Below are 15,867 nucleotides of genomic sequence, written 5' to 3' on the forward strand. Positions count from 1 at the left end.
ACTACTCCGGCAGCGGTCGACCGCGGTACAGCGCCTCGAAGGTGTCGAGGGTGCGGGTGATGTCGTGCACCGCGACGGCATCGAGAGAGGCCTGCTGCATGCGCTCGCGGTCGTCCGACGAGGCGGTAAGCACGTCGGTCAGCCGTTCGGCGAGCTCCTCGGCGTCGCCGGGCGTGAAGAGGAAGCCGTTCTCGCCGTGGTGCACGAGGTGCGGCAGTGCCACGGCGTCGGCCGCGACGATCGGCAGCCCGGAGGCCATGGCCTCCATCGTCGCGATCGACTGCAGCTCCGCGATCGACGCGATGGCGAACACGCTGGCGCGTGAGTACAGCCTGCGCAGGTCTTCCTCGGAGGCGTGGCCGTGGAAGGTCACGCGGGAGGCGACCCCCAGCTGTTGTGCGAGAGCCTCGAGCTTGGCGCGCTGGTCGCCGCCGCCGACGATGTCGAACGTCACGTCGAGGGCGGGGTCGAGCTGCGACAGGGCCGTGAGCACGACGTCGATGTGCTTCTCGGTGGTGAGGCGGCCGACGAAGAGGATGCGGTTCGCGTCGCGAGGCGTGAGGTCGGGGCGATAGTTCGAGCGGTCGATGCCGCACGAGATCGGGATGACGCCCGAGATGTCGATGGTCGACTCGAGGAAGTCGGCCGCTTTGCGCGTGGGCGTGGTCACCGCGCGCGTCATCTTGAACGTGCGCTCGGCGTCGGCCCAGGCGAGCTTGACGAAGATGCGGTCGAGGAAATCGGGGAGGGTCGTGAAGTCGAGGATGTTCTCGGCCATGACGTGGTTGGTTGCGACGACGGGGATGCCGCGCTTTCGAGCCTCGCGCGTGAGTCCTCGTCCGATGATGATGTGCGACTGGATATGCACGACGTCGGGCTTGATCTCGTCGAGCAGCAGGCGGGCGTAGTGCTTGGACCGCCATGGCAGCACGAAGGTGAGCCAGTCGTGCGGCAGGAAGCGGTACGCGGGAAGCCGGTGCATCGGGAGCGGCTGACCCTCGATCGTCTCTATCGCCGCCCCGGCGCCTCGACGGTCGACGGCCGGCGCCACGACGTGCACGTCGTGGCCGCGGGCCACGAGTCCGGCAGCCAGGCGCTCGGCGAAGCGCGCGGCCCCGTTGACGTGCGGGAGGAAGGTGTCGGCGCCGATGAGGATGCGAAGCGGGCGGTCGGGGGTGTTCGCCGCCTCGGATCGGCCGGATATCTCGGTCGACGCGACGGGCGCGGACTGGTCGGCGGGCGTCGCAGGAGTGGTCACGAGGGGTGAGGCCTATCTATGCGGCGGTCGGGTCGCGCGGTGAGGATCATGCGCCGTCCACTGTACCGGAGCGGGTTTCGTCGCTTCGGCGACTGTCCCCAGGGTGAGGCTCTCGCCGGGCGCGGCGCGGGAGGGGCGAGACGGCGCCGCCGGGCACCCGACGCGACCGCGCCGTCGAGCCCACCGCCCGCACGACCAAGCCCGCCCGGCGCACGGCCGGACGGGCTCGTCAGCGGATAGCCCGTCGCGCGGGTCAGCCCTCGCCGTCGATTCGGCGGTCGGGGACGGGCGAGCCGTGGGCGGGGCGCGGCGGGCCGTCGGTACCCGCGGGAGCACGGACCTCGGATGCCGCGGCCGCCATCGCCGACACCACCACAGCGTCGTCAGCGGGCGGCGCGTGCCGCGGATCGACGGAACGCTCGGCCTCGGTCTCGACGGTGTCGAGGTCGGACGCCGCCTGCTCGAACTGCGAACGGTAGAGGCGGTAGTACGCACCACCGGCGGAGATGAGCTCGTCGTGCGTACCCTTCTCGACGATGTCGCCGTGCTCCATCACCAGGATGAGATCGGCGTCGCGGATCGTCGACAGCCGGTGCGCGATGACGAACGACGTGCGCCCCTCGCGGAGCGCGGCCATCGCCTGCTGCAGCAGCAACTCGGTGCGGGTGTCGACCGACGAGGTCGCCTCGTCGAGGATGAGCACCGACGGCCGGGCGACGAACGCGCGGGCGATGGTGATCAGCTGCTTCTCACCCGCCGAGACGTTGGCGGCGTCTTCGTCGAGCACGGTGTCGTAGCCGTCGGGCAGCGAGTGCACGAACTGGTCGACGCGCGTGGCGACGGCGGCCTCGACGATCTCGTCGTCGGTCGCGCTCTCGCGCCCGTAGCGGATGTTGTCGCGGATCGTGCCGGCGAACAGCCACGGGTCCTGCAGCACCATTCCGGTGCGGGCACGGACATCGTCGCGACGGAGGTCGGCGATGTCCTGCCCGTCGAGCAGGATGCGACCGCCGTCGAGTTCGTAGAACCGCATGATGAGGTTGACCAGCGTCGTCTTGCCGGCGCCGGTGGGCCCGACGATGGCGACCGTCTGTCCGGGCTCGACGCGGAACGACAGGTCGGTGATGAGCGGCCGGTCGGGCGTGTAGGCGAACCGCACGTTCTCGAACTCGATGACACCGTGTCCGCCGACGTGGTCGGGGGCGTCTGCGGCATCCGGGTCTTGCTCGTCGGCGTCGAGCAGCGCGAAAACGCGCTCGGCCGATGCGGTGCCCGACTGCACCACCGCGGCCATACCGCCCAGCTGCGACAGCGGCTGAGTGAACTGCTGCGAGTACTGGATGAAGGCCTGCACGTCACCGAGGCGGAGCTGCCCGCCGGCCACCATGAGACCGCCGAGCACGGCGATGCCGACGTAGGTGAGGTTTCCGACGAACATCATGCCGGGCATGATCATGCCGGACAGGAACTGCGCCTTGAAGCTCGCCTCGTACAACTCTTCGTTCTCGACCTCGAATTTGTCTCGGGCGTCTTTCTCGCGTCCGTACACCTTGACGAGGGCGTGACCTGAGAACGACTCCTCGACGCGGGCGTTGAGGCGACCGACCTTCTTCCACTGTTCGCCGAACGCCTTCTGCGACTGGGGTCCTATGACGCCGAAGATGACGGCCATCAGCGGAAGGGAGACGAGAGCGACGAGAGCGAGCTGCCACGAGATCGTGAACATCATGATGAGCACGCCGACGACCGTGAGCACGGAGGTCAGCGCGCTCGAGAGCGACTGCTGCATGGTCTGCGTGATGTTGTCGACGTCGTTGGTGACACGCGAGATCAGCTCGCCGCGCTGCACCTTGTCGAAGTACGACAGCGGCAGGCGGTTGATCTTCGCCTCGAGGTCTTCACGCAGGCGCCACATCGTGCGCACCATGATGACGTTGATGACGTAGCCCTGGATCCACGACAGCAGCGACGAACCGACGTAGATCGCCAGGACGGCGACCACCACCATGCGCAGGGCGTCGAAGTCGACACCCGCGCCGACGGAGAAGTTGTTCATCGCCCCGACGATGTTGGCGACATCGCCCTGGCCCGCCGCGCGGAGAGCCTCGACGACATCGGCCTGCGAGGTGCCGGGCGGGAACTGCTCGGCCAACCCCTTCGAGACCACGCCCTCGAAGATGATGTTCGTGGCGTCGCCGAGCACGCGGGGCGCGAGCACGGCGAGCACGACGCCGAGGGCGCCGAGCACGGAGACGAATGTGAACGCCCCCGCGTAGGGGCGCAGGAGGCCGATCAGCCGGCGGAAGCTGGGGCCGAAGTTCGACGCCTTTCCGGGCGCCACGCTGTCCCAGTCGCCGGAATTGAGTCGAGCCTGCTCGGCCAACTCGAGTTCGGCCCGCTCCTCTTCGGTGAGCGCATCGGTGGTGCTCATGCCTCCACCCCCAACTGCGACTCGACGATCTCGCGGTAGGTGCTGCTGGTCTGCAGGAGCTCCTCGTGGGTGCCGACGCCCGCGAGTCGTCCTTCTTCGAGAACCACGATGCGATCGGCCCCCGTGATCGTCGACACGCGCTGGGCGACGACGATCTTCGTCACCTCGGGCAGCTCTTGCCACAACGCCTGTCGGAGCCGGGCATCGGTGCTGAGGTCGAGCGCCGAGAAGGAGTCGTCGAATACGAGCACCGCCGGGCGATGCACGATGGCCCGCGCGATAGCGAGGCGCTGGCGCTGACCACCCGACACGTTCGTGCCGCCCTGGGCGATGCGCCCGTCGAGTCGGCCCTCCATCGCCTCGACGAAGTCGCGCCCCTGCGCGATCTCGAGCGCCTTCCACAGTTCGTCGTCGGTGGCGTCCTCCCGCCCGAAGCGGAGGTTGGATGCCACGGTGCCGCTGAAGAGGAAGGGCCGCTGCGGGACGAGCCCGATGCTCTTCCAGAGCCCGTCGAGGTCTGCCTCTCGCACGTCGACACCCCCGACGCGCACGGCGCCCGCGGTGACGTCGAACAGTCGCGGGAGGAGAGAGACGAGCGTCGTCTTTCCGGCGCCGGTGGAGCCGACGATGGCGACGGTCTCGCCCGGACGGGCGGCGAAACTGATGCCCGACACCACGGCCGACTCGGCGCCCGGGTAGGCGAACGAGACATCGTCGAACTCGATGGCCCCGCGCTCGGGGAACACGCTCACGGGATTCGCGGGTCGTTCGAGTGTCGAATGACTGTCGAGCACCTCGCCGATGCGCTCGGCGGACACGGCCGCCCGGGGGATCATCACCGTCATGAAGCTCGCCATGAGGACTCCCATGAGGATCTGCGCCACGTACTGCATGAAGGCGAACAGCGTGCCGATCTGCACGCCGCCCTGATCGACCTGGATGCCGCCGAACCAGATCACGCCGACGACGGTGACGTTCAGCACGAGCATGGCCAGCGGGAACAGCAGTACGAAGAGGGAACCCACCTTGCGCCCGACGATCATGATGTCGGTGTTCGCCCCGCGGAACCGCTCTTCTTCGATGCGCTCGCGGACGAACGCGCGCACGACGCGCACGCCGGTGAGCTGCTCGCGCATGATGCGGTTCACCGCGTCGAGCTTCGCCTGGTAGCTGCGGAAGAGCGGCACCATGCGCGCGATGATGAGGCCCGCGGCGATCAGGAGTGTGGGCACCGAGACGGCGATCAACCAGCTGAGGCCGACGTCTTGCTGCAGCGCCATGAAGACGCCGCCGATCGCCAGCAACGGTGCGCTGACGAGCATGGTCGCGCCCATCATCGCCAGCATCTGCACCTGCTGCACGTCGTTGGTGTTGCGGGTGATGAGCGACCCGGCCCCGAACTGCGACAGCTCGCGCTCGGAGAAGCCGCTGACCTTCTCGAAGATGTCGCGACGGATGTCGCGGCCCGCGGCCATCGCCGCGCGAGCGGCGAAGTAGGTCGCGATGACGGAGGCGGTGATCTGACCGAGCGAGATGGCGAGCATCATCGACCCCTGGGACCAGATGAAGGCCGTGTCGCCCCGTGCGACGCCCTGGTCGATGATGTCGGCGTTCAGCCGTGGGAGGTAGAGCGACGCCATGGCCGCCACGAACTGGAAAACCAGCAATGCGAGGAGCAACCACCGGTACCGGGAGAGGTAGCGGATGAGGATTTTGCCGAGCACGGCACCTCCAGAACAGGTCGATGCGGTCGCGGTGGCCGCGGGATACAGCCTGGCACCAACCTCCGACACCGGCGACCCCCTGCGCTGTGGGAGCGTTCTCTCGTCGCGAACGCCGCCCCGCGGCATCCGATTCGCGAGGTGCGGCTCGTAGGCTGATCCCATGTCTCGACTGCAGGCCGACGCTCCCGCCGACCTCTGGGTGCCCGTGACCGGATCTCTCGGCTTGCGCGGGCGTCGTCACCGGAAGGCGGCGATCGGCATGCTGCTGAGCCAGGCGAACCAGGCCGCCGGCGCGGCCCCCCGGCCCGGCGGTGGCGCGTTCGCGTGGATCCTCAGCCAAGCCGCCCCCCTGCTGATGCGCCGCGCCGCCGGTCGCGTGCTCGTGTGGGTGTGGAAGAGCGATCCCGAGCTGCTCGTCGTCATGGCGCAGCTGCAGGAGGCCACCCCGCAGGCGCGTACCGCGCGGGCCATGATGCCGATGGAGTACGACGACACCGAATCCTTCCCCAACCCCTTCCTGGGGGTGGGCGAGAAGCTCGCGATGCCGCTGCCGAGCGACGCACGCACTCCCCCGTTCGCGACGTACACGTGGGACACGGGCTCGCACTTCGTGACCGTGACTGCGGTGTGCGCCGATCGGGAGCGGTTCGGCACGGTCATCGGAGCCGTGGATGCCGTGGCCCGCACGATCCGCGTGGCCGACGACCTGCGGCTCGGCGAATCGCCGACGGTCCTGCGGCTCGACCCCACCTGACCCCGGCGGCGACCGGTCCCCTCAACGGGCTCCAGGACCTTGCGCCACGACAGCCGCCGCGCCGACCGGCCTCGGAACCCGCCCATCCCGGGGTGATTGAGCCTGTCGACGCACCGGAGGAAATGGCATCCGGTCTCCGACGAAGGGCTCACGGGCCGCGGGTGGCCGAGCCCGTCGAAGCCACCAGCACTCCCGGTATCCGGGATCCCGCGGGGGGTCAGTCGCCGTGCATGTCGCGCGGACGCCAGAGGACGATGTCGGTGGCACGGCGCACGCGTGCACCGTGGCGGAGGGTGACGACGGAGCCCGTGGCTCCGGCCGCGAAGACGCGCGCACCCGGTCGAGACTGGCGTTCGACGGTGAGCTGACGCTCGAGGTCGTTCACACGACGGGCGAGGTCGTGCACCTGCTGCTCGAGGGTGAGCAGGCGGGCGATGGCGGGGAGGCTCATGCCCTCGCTCGACAGCCGGGCGACCTCGCGCAGCTGCTGAACGTGACGGCTCGAGTACCTCCGCGATCCACCCTGGGTGCGCGCGGGCACGACGAGACCGAGCCGGTCGTACTGCCGCAGCGTCTGCGGGTGCATGTTCGTCAGCTCCGCCGCGGCGGCGATGGCGAAGATGGGGGCGTCTTCGTCGATCTCCCTCTCGGGCACGGTGTCTCCTCTCCGTCGCTCCGGCGGGTCCCCGGCATCCTGCGATCACGGATGCCGGAGACCTCCCGTTTAGCAGTTCTACCGCGCTTTGGACATCAGGTCGGCGCGGGGGTTCTCTTTCGGCTGGAGTGCCTGGAACCGCTCGAGGGCCTCGCGGGCGGCGTCGTCGAGATGCGCGGGAACCGCAACCTGCACCTCGGCGAGTAGATCGCCGGAGCCCTTGGTCGACTCGATCCCGCGACCCTTGACGCGCAGGACGCGCCCCGACGGAGTGCCGGGCGCGACGCGGAGCCGCACCGGGTCGCCGCCGAGGGTGGGGACCTCGATGGTCGCGCCGAGGGCTGCTTCGGTGAAGGTCACCGGCACCGTCACCCGCAGGTTGAGGCCGTCACGGGTGAACACCGGGTGCGGGCGAACCGCGACGGTCACCACGATGTCGCCGGTCTCCCCGCCGTCGGGAGATCTGCGGCCGCGGCCCCGGAGACGGATCTTCTGACCGTCGGAGACGCCCGCCGGGATCTTCACCTTGAAGGGCACGTTGTCTTCGCCCTGGAGGGTGATGGTCTCGCCTTTGGCCGCCGTGACGAAGTCGATCGTCGTCCGCGCCGTGACGTCGGCCCCGCGCTGCGGGCCGCCGAAGCCACGGAATCCGCCGGTGGTCTGACCGAACCGGCCGGAGCCGAACCCGCCGCCCTGCTGATCGAACATCGAGAAGATGTCCTCGAAGCCGGGCTGCGGCTGACCCCGGCCCTGACCGAACCGGCTGAAGACATCGTCGAAGCCCCCGCCGCCGCCCGTCCCCGGAGCGGAGAAACGCGCACCCGAGCCCATGGCCCGGATCTGGTCGTACTCCTCGCGCTGCTCAGGGTCGTTGAGCACCGAGTAGGCCTCGCTGATCTCTTTGAACTTGGCCTCGGCCTTCGCGTCTCCCGGGTTCGAGTCGGGGTGGTACTGACGCGCGAGCTTGCGGTACGTCTTCTTCAGATCGGCCGCGCTGACGCTCTTGTCGACACCGAGGACCTTGTAGAAGTCCTTGTCGAACCAGTCCTGACTCGCCATTGGTCCTCCTCTTAGGCCGGCACGGCGACGACGACCTTCGCGGGCCGCAGCTCGACCGAGCCGAGGCGGTAGCCGACTTCGACGACCTCCAGGATCGTCGTCTCGGTCACGCCGGGGGTCGGCGCCTGGAAGATCGCCTCGTGCTGCTGCGGGTCGAACACGTCGCCGACGGCGCCGTACGACACCACGCCGAGACGCTCGGCCACGGCGCGCACCTTGTCGCCGATGGCGGCGAAGGGCGTGCCCTCGACGAGGTCGCCGTGCTTGACAGCGCGGTCGAGGTCGTCCATGACGGGCAGCAAGCCCTTCACGGCTTCGCCCTTGGCCCGCTCGATCTCGCGCTCGCGCTGGTCTTCGGTGCGCCGACGGTAGTTGGCGTACTCGGCCTGAAGGCGCTTGAGGTCGATCAGCAGCGAGGCCTCCTTGTCGGAGCCCGCTCCCTCTGCCGCGGCTTCGGGGGTCTGCTCGGCGCCGAGGATGTCGTCGATGGTCAGGCCATCGGCATCCACGTCGTGCGTCTCGGACTGCTCGCCCGACGGCGCGGGGCCGGAGGTGTTCTCCTCCGGCCCCGTCGTCTCGTCAGGACCGGCGCCCGAGCCCGTGGGCTGTTCGTCGTCCTTGTGTGCCATGGTCTCTGCTTACTTCTTCTCTTCTTCGGGCTTGTCGTCTTCGACGACCTCGGCGTCGATGACGTCTTCCTCGGGGTTCGGCGTCTCACCGTTTCCGGGCTGACCCACGTTGGGGTCGGCGGGCTGACCGGCGGCCTGCGACGAGGCGTAGATGGCCTCGCCGAGCTTGCCCTGGCTGGCGTTCAGCTTGTCGAACGCGGCCTTGACCGCGTCGTCGTCGTCACCGGCGAGAGCCGTCTTGAGCGCGTCGACGTCGCCCTGAACCTCGGTCTTGACCTCGGCGGGGAGCTTGTCGTCGTTCTCTTTGATGAGCTTGTCGATCGAGTACGACAGGGTCTCAGCCTGGTTGCGCGTCTCGGCGGACTCGCGGCGCTTCTTGTCGTCGGCCGCGTTCTCCTCGGCCTCACGCACCATGCGCTCGATGTCCTCCTTGGGCAGCGACGAGCCGCCCGTGATGGTCATCGACTGCTCCTTGCCGGTGCCCTTGTCCTTCGCCGAGACGTGCACGATGCCGTTCGCGTCGATGTCGAAGGTGACCTCCACCTGCGGGATGCCGCGGGGAGCCGGGGCGATGCCGGTGAGCTCGAAGGTGCCGAGCGGCTTGTTGTCGCGGGTGAACTCGCGCTCGCCCTGGAAGACCTGGATCGCGACCGACGGCTGGTTGTCGTCGGCGGTGGTGAAGGTCTCGCTGCGCTTGGTCGGGATGGCCGTGTTGCGCTCGATGAGCTTGGTCATGATGCCGCCCTTGGTCTCGATACCGAGGCTCAGGGGGGTGACGTCGATGAGAAGGACGTCCTTGCGCTCGCCCTTGAGGACACCGGCCTGCAGGGCTGCGCCCACGGCCACGACCTCGTCGGGGTTCACGCCCTTGTTGGCATCCTTACCCGTCTCCTTCTTCACCAGCTCGGCGACCGCGGGCATGCGGGTCGAGCCGCCGACGAGCACCACGTGGGCGATGTCGTCGACCTTGACGCCAGCCTCGCGGATGACGTCGGAGAAGGGCTTGCGCGTGCGGTCGAGGAGGTCCTTGGTGAGGTCCTCGAACTTGGCACGGGTGAGGGTCTCGCTCAGCGAGACGGGGCCCGAGTCGGTCAGCGACAGGTAGGGGAGGTTGATGCTCGTCGACGTGGACGACGACAGCTCCTTCTTCGCCTGCTCGGCCGCTTCCTTCAGACGCTGCAGGGCGATCTTGTCGCCCGAGACGTCGACGCCGGTGGTGTCCTTGAACTGCTTGATGAGGTACTCGACGACACGCTGGTCCCAGTCGTCGCCACCGAGGCGGTTGTCGCCGGAGGTGGCGCGCACCTGGATGGTGGAGAAGTCGTCGTCCTTGCCCACCTCGAGCAGCGACACGTCGAACGTTCCGCCACCGAGGTCGAAGACCAGGATGAGCTCGTCTTCCTTGCCCTTGTCGAGGCCGTACGCCAGCGCAGCCGCGGTCGGCTCGTTGATGATGCGCAGGACGTTCAGGCCCGCGATCTCACCGGCCTCCTTCGTGGCCTGACGCTCGGCGTCGTTGAAGTACGCGGGGACCGTGATGACGGCATCCGCCACGCTGTCACCGAGGTACTCCTCGGCGTCACGCTTGAGCTTCTGCAGGATGCGGGCCGAGATTTCCTGCGGCGTCCACTTCTTGCCGTCGACGTCGAAGCCCCAGGTCGTGCCCATGTGGCGCTTGACGCTGGAGATGGTGCGGTCGACGTTGGTGACGGCCTGGCGCTTGGCGGTCTCGCCGACGAGCACCTCGCCGTCCTTCGTGTAGGCGACGACCGAAGGGGTCGTGCGGAAACCCTCGGCGTTGGCGATGACCTTGGGCTCGCCACCCTCGAGCACGCTCACGACGGAGTTGGTCGTACCGAGGTCGATTCCCACTGCACGGGGCATATGTGTCTCCTTGCTTGTGAGCCGGGCGGTGCCGCGACTCGAGGTTGATGCGAAGTCTGCTTCGCGGGTTGAGCCGCGATGACTCAAGGTTATCGCGGCCCCGCAGAGAGGTCAAGGCGACTTGATATGAATTGGCTCAACTTCTGGATGCCGCGCCGTGCGCGCGCGGCCGACCGGGGCGTCGGCGTGCGGCGAGTGGTGCGTCGGCGAGCGGCGAGCGGGGCGTCGGCGTGCGGCGACCGGGGCGTCGGCGTACGGCGAGCTCGCCGCGCGGTCTCACGCAGGAGCAGTCCGCCTGCGTCGGGGCTCGCAATGTGCACTGGGGCGATCGCCGGACGCCCCGCTGCACATTTCGCGCCCCAACCGCACCGCCCCGGCCGCCTTCCGCCACATGAGGCTCCCCTCATCGTCGCGCTGCCGCATCGCTACCGCGCGTCGGGATACCGAGGTATCCGCCCACCGACGGGGGTCGCCTCCGCGCACGCACGACGCCCCCGCGACCAGAAGGTCGGCGGGGGCGTCGAACGGATGCCGCGGGGTCAGTCGCGGTCGCGGTCGCTCTCGCGGCGCTGGGGACGGTCGCTGCGCTTGGCGGAGCGTCCGCCGCCGTCGAGGCGCAGGTCGATCAGCTGACCCGAGATGCGGGTGTCGGCGAGGCGGCCGATCGTGTCGCTCGACAGGTCGACGGGCAGCTCGACGAGCGAGAAGTCCTGGCGGATCTGGATCGCGCCGAAGTCGTTGCGACGCAGCCCGCCCTCGTTCGCAAGAGCGCCGACGATCTGCCGGGGCTCGACGCGCTGACGACGACCGACGGCGATGCGGTAGGTAGCGAAGCGGCCGGAGGTGTCGCGGCGCGGGCCACCCTCACGCGACCCGCCGTCGCGGGACCCGCCGTCACGACCCCCGCCGTCACGCGCGGGACGCTCGGTGTCGAAGCGCTGCTGACGGAAGGCCTCGGCCTCGAGCAGCAGCGGGGTGTCGCCCTGGGCGACCACGGCGAGCGCTGCGGCCACGTCGGCCTCGGGAACGTCGTGGTGCTCGACGTAGTGGGCCACGACGTCGCGGAAGGTCGCGATCGCCGCGGTGTCTTCGAGGGCGGTGGTGATCGCGTCGTCGAAGCGGGTGAGGCGGGTGGCGTTGACGTCGTCGACGCTCGGCAGCGACATCTCGGTCAGCGGCTGGCGCGTGGCCTTCTCGATCGCGGTGAGCATGCGGCGCTCGCGCGGGGTGACGAAGCTGATCGCGTCACCGGTGCGGCCGGCGCGACCGGTGCGGCCGATGCGGTGCACGTACGACTCGGTGTCGATCGGCAGGTCGTAGTTGACGACGTGGCTGATGCGATCCACGTCGAGACCGCGGGCAGCGACATCGGTGGCGACGAGGATGTCGAGCTTGCCGGACTTCAGCTGGTTGACCGTGCGCTCGCGCTGCACCTGGGCGACGTCGCCATTGATCGCGGCGGCGGTGTACCCGCGGGCGCGGAGCTTTTCGGCGACCGTCTCGGTCTCGTTCTTGGTGCGGGTGAAGACGATCATGCCCTCGAAGTTCTCGACCTCGAGGATGCGCGTGAGGGCGTCGATCTTCTGCTGGTACGACACGATCAGGTAGCGCTGGGAGATGTTCGTCGAGGTCGCGGTCTTGGTCTTGACCGTGATCTCTTCGGGATCGTTCAGGTACTGGGCCGAGATGCGACGGATCTGCGCGGGCATGGTCGCCGAGAACAGGGCGACCTGCTTCGTCTTGGGGGTGTCGGCGAGGATCGTCTCGACGTCTTCGGCGAAGCCCATCTTGAGCATCTCGTCGGCCTCGTCGAGCACGAGGTACTTCAGCTCGCTCAGGTCGAGGGTGCCCTTGTCGAGGTGGTCCATGATGCGACCGGGCGTACCCACGACGATGTCGACGCCGCGGCGCAGCGCCGACAGCTGCTGGCCGTAGCCCTGACCGCCGTAGACGGGGAGCACCGAGACGCCCTTGATGTGCGCGGCGTACTTCTCGAACGCCTCGCACACCTGCAGCGCGAGCTCGCGGGTGGGGGCGAGCACGAGGGCCTGGGGGTTCTTGTGCCCGGTCTCCATCTGCGACAGCACGGGCAACGCGAAGGCCGCGGTCTTACCGGTACCGGTCTGGGCGAGACCGACGACGTCGCGGCCCTGCAGGAGCACGGGAATGGTCGCGGCCTGGATCGCGGAGGGGGTCTCGTAGCCGACGTCTTTGAGGGCCTTGAGCACGTTGGCGTCCAGACCCAGATCGGAGAAGGTGAGGGGGGCGGGAGCGGTCTCCGCCTCAGCGGAGTCGACGGGGGATTCGGATGCCATGACTCCACGGTAGTCGGCTCCACGCCCGCGCGCGGGCGTGGAGATAACCTGAACGCGCCCGCCGACGCCGGCGCCGCGAGATCCCGGGCACCACCGGGTGTTCACCGAAGGGTCCTAGCGTGACCGACATGCCCTCCCCGGCGAACGTTTCGCCCCCCGAATCCGCCCGCCGGCCCGTGCTGGCCTGGGCCCTGTGGGATTGGGGTTCCGCCGCGTTCAACGCGGTCGTGACGACCTTCGTCTTCAGCACCTACCTGGCGAGCTCGCTCTTCGTCGACCCGGCCGTTCGCGCGGCGGCGAACGGGAACGCCGACGATCCCGCCCTCGTACGCGCGCTCGCCGACAACGCCAGTGCCGTCGGCGTCGCCCTGATGATCGCCGGCATCGTGGTCGCCCTCGTCGCCCCGGTGCTGGGGCAGCGCTCCGACGGCACGGGCCGGCGCAAACTCTGGCTGGGCGTGAACACCGGTGTGGTCGTGCTCGCGATGGCGGCGATGGTGTTCGTCGAGGGCACGCCGGGATACCTCGTGCTCGGCGCCACCCTGCTCGCCGTCGGCAACGTCTTCTTCGAGTTCGCCAGCGTCAATTACTACGCCATGCTCACGCAGGTCACCACGCGCGAGAACATCGGCCGCGTCTCGGGCTTCGGCTGGGGCATGGGATACGTCGGCGGCATCGTGCTCCTGCTCCTGCTGCTGGTGCTGTTCATCCAGAGCTTCGGGAATCCGGATGCCGGGGGCCTGCTCGCCGTCACCGAGGAGGGCGGACTGAACATCCGGCTCGCCGTGCTCGCGTCCGCCCTCTGGTACGCCGTGTTCGCGATCCCGGTGCTGCTGCGCGTGCCCGAGATCCCGGCGCAGCACCGCCGGGTGCGTGTCGGCTTCCTCCGCTCCTACGTCGTGCTGTGGGGCACACTCCGCTCGCTCTGGCGCGACAGCCCGCAGGTGCTGCTGTTCCTCGTCGCCAGCGCCGTCTTCCGTGACGGTCTCGCGGGCGTGTTCACCTTCGGGGCGATCATCGCGGCGCAGGTGTTCGGATTCAGCTCCACCGAGGTGCTGTACTTCGCCGTCGCGGCGAACGTCGTCGCCGGCGTCAGCACCTTCGTCGCCGGGCGGTTCGACGACCGATTCGGGCCGAAGCGGGTGATCCTGGCGTCCCTGATCAGCCTCATCGTGCTCGGCATCGTGATGCTTTTCATCGGCACGTCGCAGACCGGCTTCTGGTTCGTGGGACTGGGCCTCGGCCTCTTCGTCGGCCCGGTGCAGTCGGCCAGTCGCTCTTTCCTGGCGCGGGTGGCCCCGGAGGGCCGCGAGGGCGAGATGTTCGGCCTCTACGCCACGACCGGCCGCGCGGTGTCGTTCCTCGCGCCGGGCCTGTTCGCGCTGTTCGTCGGTGTGACGGGTGACACGCGCCTCGGCATCCTGGGGATCGTGCTGATCCTCGCCGCGGGCCTGCTGCTCATGCTGCCGGTGAAGGCGAAGGGCGCCGTCATCCGCTGACCCCGCGCGTTTGCCGTTCGCCGACGACCGGCGCGCCGCGCCCACCGCAGAAACGGCGACGCTTAAACAGCGTTTGTGCGCAGAAACACTCCCACAGCGTGTTTATGCGCACGAACAGCGTTTATGCGTCGCTGGCCCCGCCCGGGCGCGGTCGCGGGACGGGATGACGGCCCCGAGGGACGGATGCCGCGGGCTCAGTCGTGGGGCCAGGCGTCGGCGAACTTCGCCAGCAGGCGCGCGAACTCGGCCCGCTCGTCATCGCTGAACGACTCGAGGGCGGAGCGCACGGCATCCCGCCGGCGACCGCGGAAACCCGACACGAGCCCCTGCCCCTCGGGCGTCAGCCGCACGCGGGTGCGGCGCGCGTCGTCGGGGTCGGGCTCGCGCGCCACGAGACCCAGCTCGACGGACTGCTGCACGAGGCGCGATGCGCGGGGCTGGTCGACCCCCACCGCGTCGGCGATCTCGCCGACCGACAGCGATCCGGATGCCGCGACGAGGGCGTCGAGCATGCGCAGGCGCGCGGGCCCCCCGAACCGTCCGTGGGCGGGGTCGGCCCACGGGGGTGCGCCGCGGCTCCACGGACCCCCGTGACCACCGTGCGGGTGGTGGTGCGCCTCGGGCGGGAACGGAGGACGCGGGCGCCGTCCGCGCAGGCGCGCGAGGGCTGCGGCGATCTCGTCGGCGGCATCGGTGGACATACCCGGATTTTACATGTCGCTTGACAAGCACTCGGAATACATGTCACAGTACATTCGTTGTCAGATGACATGCACCGGCGGATCGTCCGCCGACGAAAGGACCCCCATGAACACCCCCACACCTTCTGATCCCCGCGCCCTCGCGCATCGCCTCACCACGGTCGGCCACGCGCTGCACCACCGTCTGTTCGCGCAGCTGCACGACAGCGGCATCCACCCCAAGACCCTCCTGCTGCTCGGCGCCGTCGACGGACGCATCGACGCCTCCTGGGTTCTCGACCGCCTGGCACGCGGCGGCAAGCGGGTCACCGCCCTCTCCGACGGCGGCTGGATCGTGCGCGACGGCGACGGGTGGTCGCTGACCGACGAGGGCCGCGCCCTCCTCGACCGCGTGGATGCCGAGCGCTCGGCGCTACTGGCCGACGTGCCGGCCGAGCAGCTCGAGAACCTGACCGCAGCGCTCGACGCGCTCGCGGCGACCCTCGATGTCGACGACGCCGAGACGACCGGCCGCGGCCCCCGCGGCGGCTTCCGCGTCATCCCCGGCGTCGGTCGACACGGCTTCGGCCCCGACCCCCGCAGGGCCTTCGGTCCGAACGAGCACCGCGGGTTCCGCGTGGGCGAGCGCGGCGCAGGCTCCTCCACCCACCACCCGGCGCATCCCGGCGATCACCCCGCTTCCGACTCCGGTCCGGGCGAACGTGACGCGTCCGGATCGCGCGAATTCGGCCGCCCGTCACACGGGCAGGGTCGCGGCGCGCACGAGCGGTGCCACCCCGCACGCGAGCACCGCGGAGGCGAGCACGGTCGCGACGGCGGACCCCGCCACGATCACCGCCGTGGCCACGAACGCGCGTTCGAGCGCGGCTTCGACGCCGGCTTCCAGCGCGGACGCGAGGCGGGCGGCGCTGCCACCGAGCCTCAGGCATGAGTCCTGCGATGCGTCCGCGGCCGAGGC

12 protein-coding genes are annotated in these 15,867 nt (G+C 69.5%); 3 read left to right on the forward strand and 9 right to left on the reverse strand.

The window, feature by feature from the left end; genetic code table 11:
• Position 1 precedes the first annotated feature (1 nt).
• The 3 genes from ACXKZF_RS15410 to ACXKZF_RS15420 form a co-directional block, all read right to left on the reverse strand.
• Positions 2-1,204, reverse strand: coding sequence for a glycosyltransferase (locus tag ACXKZF_RS15410; protein WP_488986009.1), 1,203 nt, complete (start codon positions 1,202-1,204; stop codon positions 2-4).
• A gap of 307 nt (positions 1,205-1,511) precedes the next feature.
• A complete protein-coding gene (locus tag ACXKZF_RS15415) occupies positions 1,512-3,689 on the reverse strand; it encodes an ABC transporter ATP-binding protein (RefSeq protein ID WP_488984791.1) in 2,178 nt (725 codons plus the stop codon).
• Positions 3,686-5,413: an ABC transporter ATP-binding protein gene (locus ACXKZF_RS15420; protein WP_488984792.1), complete on the reverse strand. Its 1,728-nt coding sequence runs from the start codon at positions 5,411-5,413 to the stop codon at positions 3,686-3,688. Before ACXKZF_RS15420 ends, ACXKZF_RS15415 begins: the two co-directional genes overlap by 4 nt.
• A gap of 160 nt (positions 5,414-5,573) precedes the next feature.
• Here ACXKZF_RS15420 and ACXKZF_RS15425 point away from each other — a divergent pair, with 160 nt between their 5' ends.
• The gene (locus tag ACXKZF_RS15425) at positions 5,574-6,167 is read left to right on the forward strand and encodes a hypothetical protein (RefSeq protein WP_488984793.1); all 594 of its coding nucleotides are present in this window, start codon (positions 5,574-5,576) and stop codon (positions 6,165-6,167) included.
• A 217-nt stretch (positions 6,168-6,384) separates the two neighbouring features.
• Here the strand turns inward: ACXKZF_RS15425 and ACXKZF_RS15430 are convergent, their stop codons facing one another.
• From ACXKZF_RS15430 to ACXKZF_RS15450, 5 genes are all read right to left on the reverse strand, one after another.
• Positions 6,385-6,822 (reverse strand): heat shock protein transcriptional repressor HspR, encoded by a 438-nt coding sequence (locus tag ACXKZF_RS15430; RefSeq protein WP_488984794.1) that lies wholly within the window; start codon positions 6,820-6,822, stop codon positions 6,385-6,387.
• A 78-nt stretch (positions 6,823-6,900) separates the two neighbouring features.
• The gene (locus tag ACXKZF_RS15435) at positions 6,901-7,881 is read right to left on the reverse strand and encodes a DnaJ C-terminal domain-containing protein (protein WP_055952019.1); all 981 of its coding nucleotides are present in this window, start codon (positions 7,879-7,881) and stop codon (positions 6,901-6,903) included.
• An 11-nt stretch (positions 7,882-7,892) separates the two neighbouring features.
• Positions 7,893-8,510 carry a nucleotide exchange factor GrpE gene (locus ACXKZF_RS15440; protein WP_314454499.1) on the reverse strand — a complete coding sequence of 206 codons (618 nt, stop codon included), beginning with the start codon at positions 8,508-8,510 and terminating at the stop codon, positions 7,893-7,895.
• Between the two features lie 9 nt (positions 8,511-8,519).
• Entirely contained in the window at positions 8,520-10,394 is a 1,875-nt protein-coding gene (gene dnaK, locus ACXKZF_RS15445) for a molecular chaperone DnaK (protein WP_055952026.1), read from the reverse strand.
• Between the two features lie 539 nt (positions 10,395-10,933).
• Positions 10,934-12,709 carry a DEAD/DEAH box helicase gene (locus ACXKZF_RS15450; RefSeq protein WP_055952029.1) on the reverse strand — a complete coding sequence of 592 codons (1,776 nt, stop codon included), beginning with the start codon at positions 12,707-12,709 and terminating at the stop codon, positions 10,934-10,936.
• A 128-nt stretch (positions 12,710-12,837) separates the two neighbouring features.
• Between ACXKZF_RS15450 and ACXKZF_RS15455 the strand changes: the two genes are divergently transcribed.
• Positions 12,838-14,208 carry an MFS transporter gene (locus ACXKZF_RS15455; RefSeq protein ID WP_488986010.1) on the forward strand — a complete coding sequence of 457 codons (1,371 nt, stop codon included), beginning with the start codon at positions 12,838-12,840 and terminating at the stop codon, positions 14,206-14,208.
• Positions 14,209-14,402: 194 nt separating this feature from the next.
• Here ACXKZF_RS15455 and ACXKZF_RS15460 read toward each other — a convergent pair whose 3' ends face one another.
• On the reverse strand, positions 14,403-14,909 hold the full coding sequence (locus tag ACXKZF_RS15460) for a MarR family winged helix-turn-helix transcriptional regulator (protein WP_488984795.1): 507 nt from the start codon (positions 14,907-14,909) through the stop codon (positions 14,403-14,405).
• 106 nt (positions 14,910-15,015) lie between these two features.
• On the opposite strand from ACXKZF_RS15460, the gene ACXKZF_RS15465 reads away from it, so the two are divergent.
• Complete coding sequence (locus ACXKZF_RS15465; RefSeq protein WP_488984796.1) at positions 15,016-15,840, forward strand: hypothetical protein; 825 nt, start codon at positions 15,016-15,018, stop codon at positions 15,838-15,840.
• Positions 15,841-15,867: the final 27 nt, after the last annotated feature.

It is taken from the genome of Microbacterium sp. ABR10 (assembly GCF_057812175.1).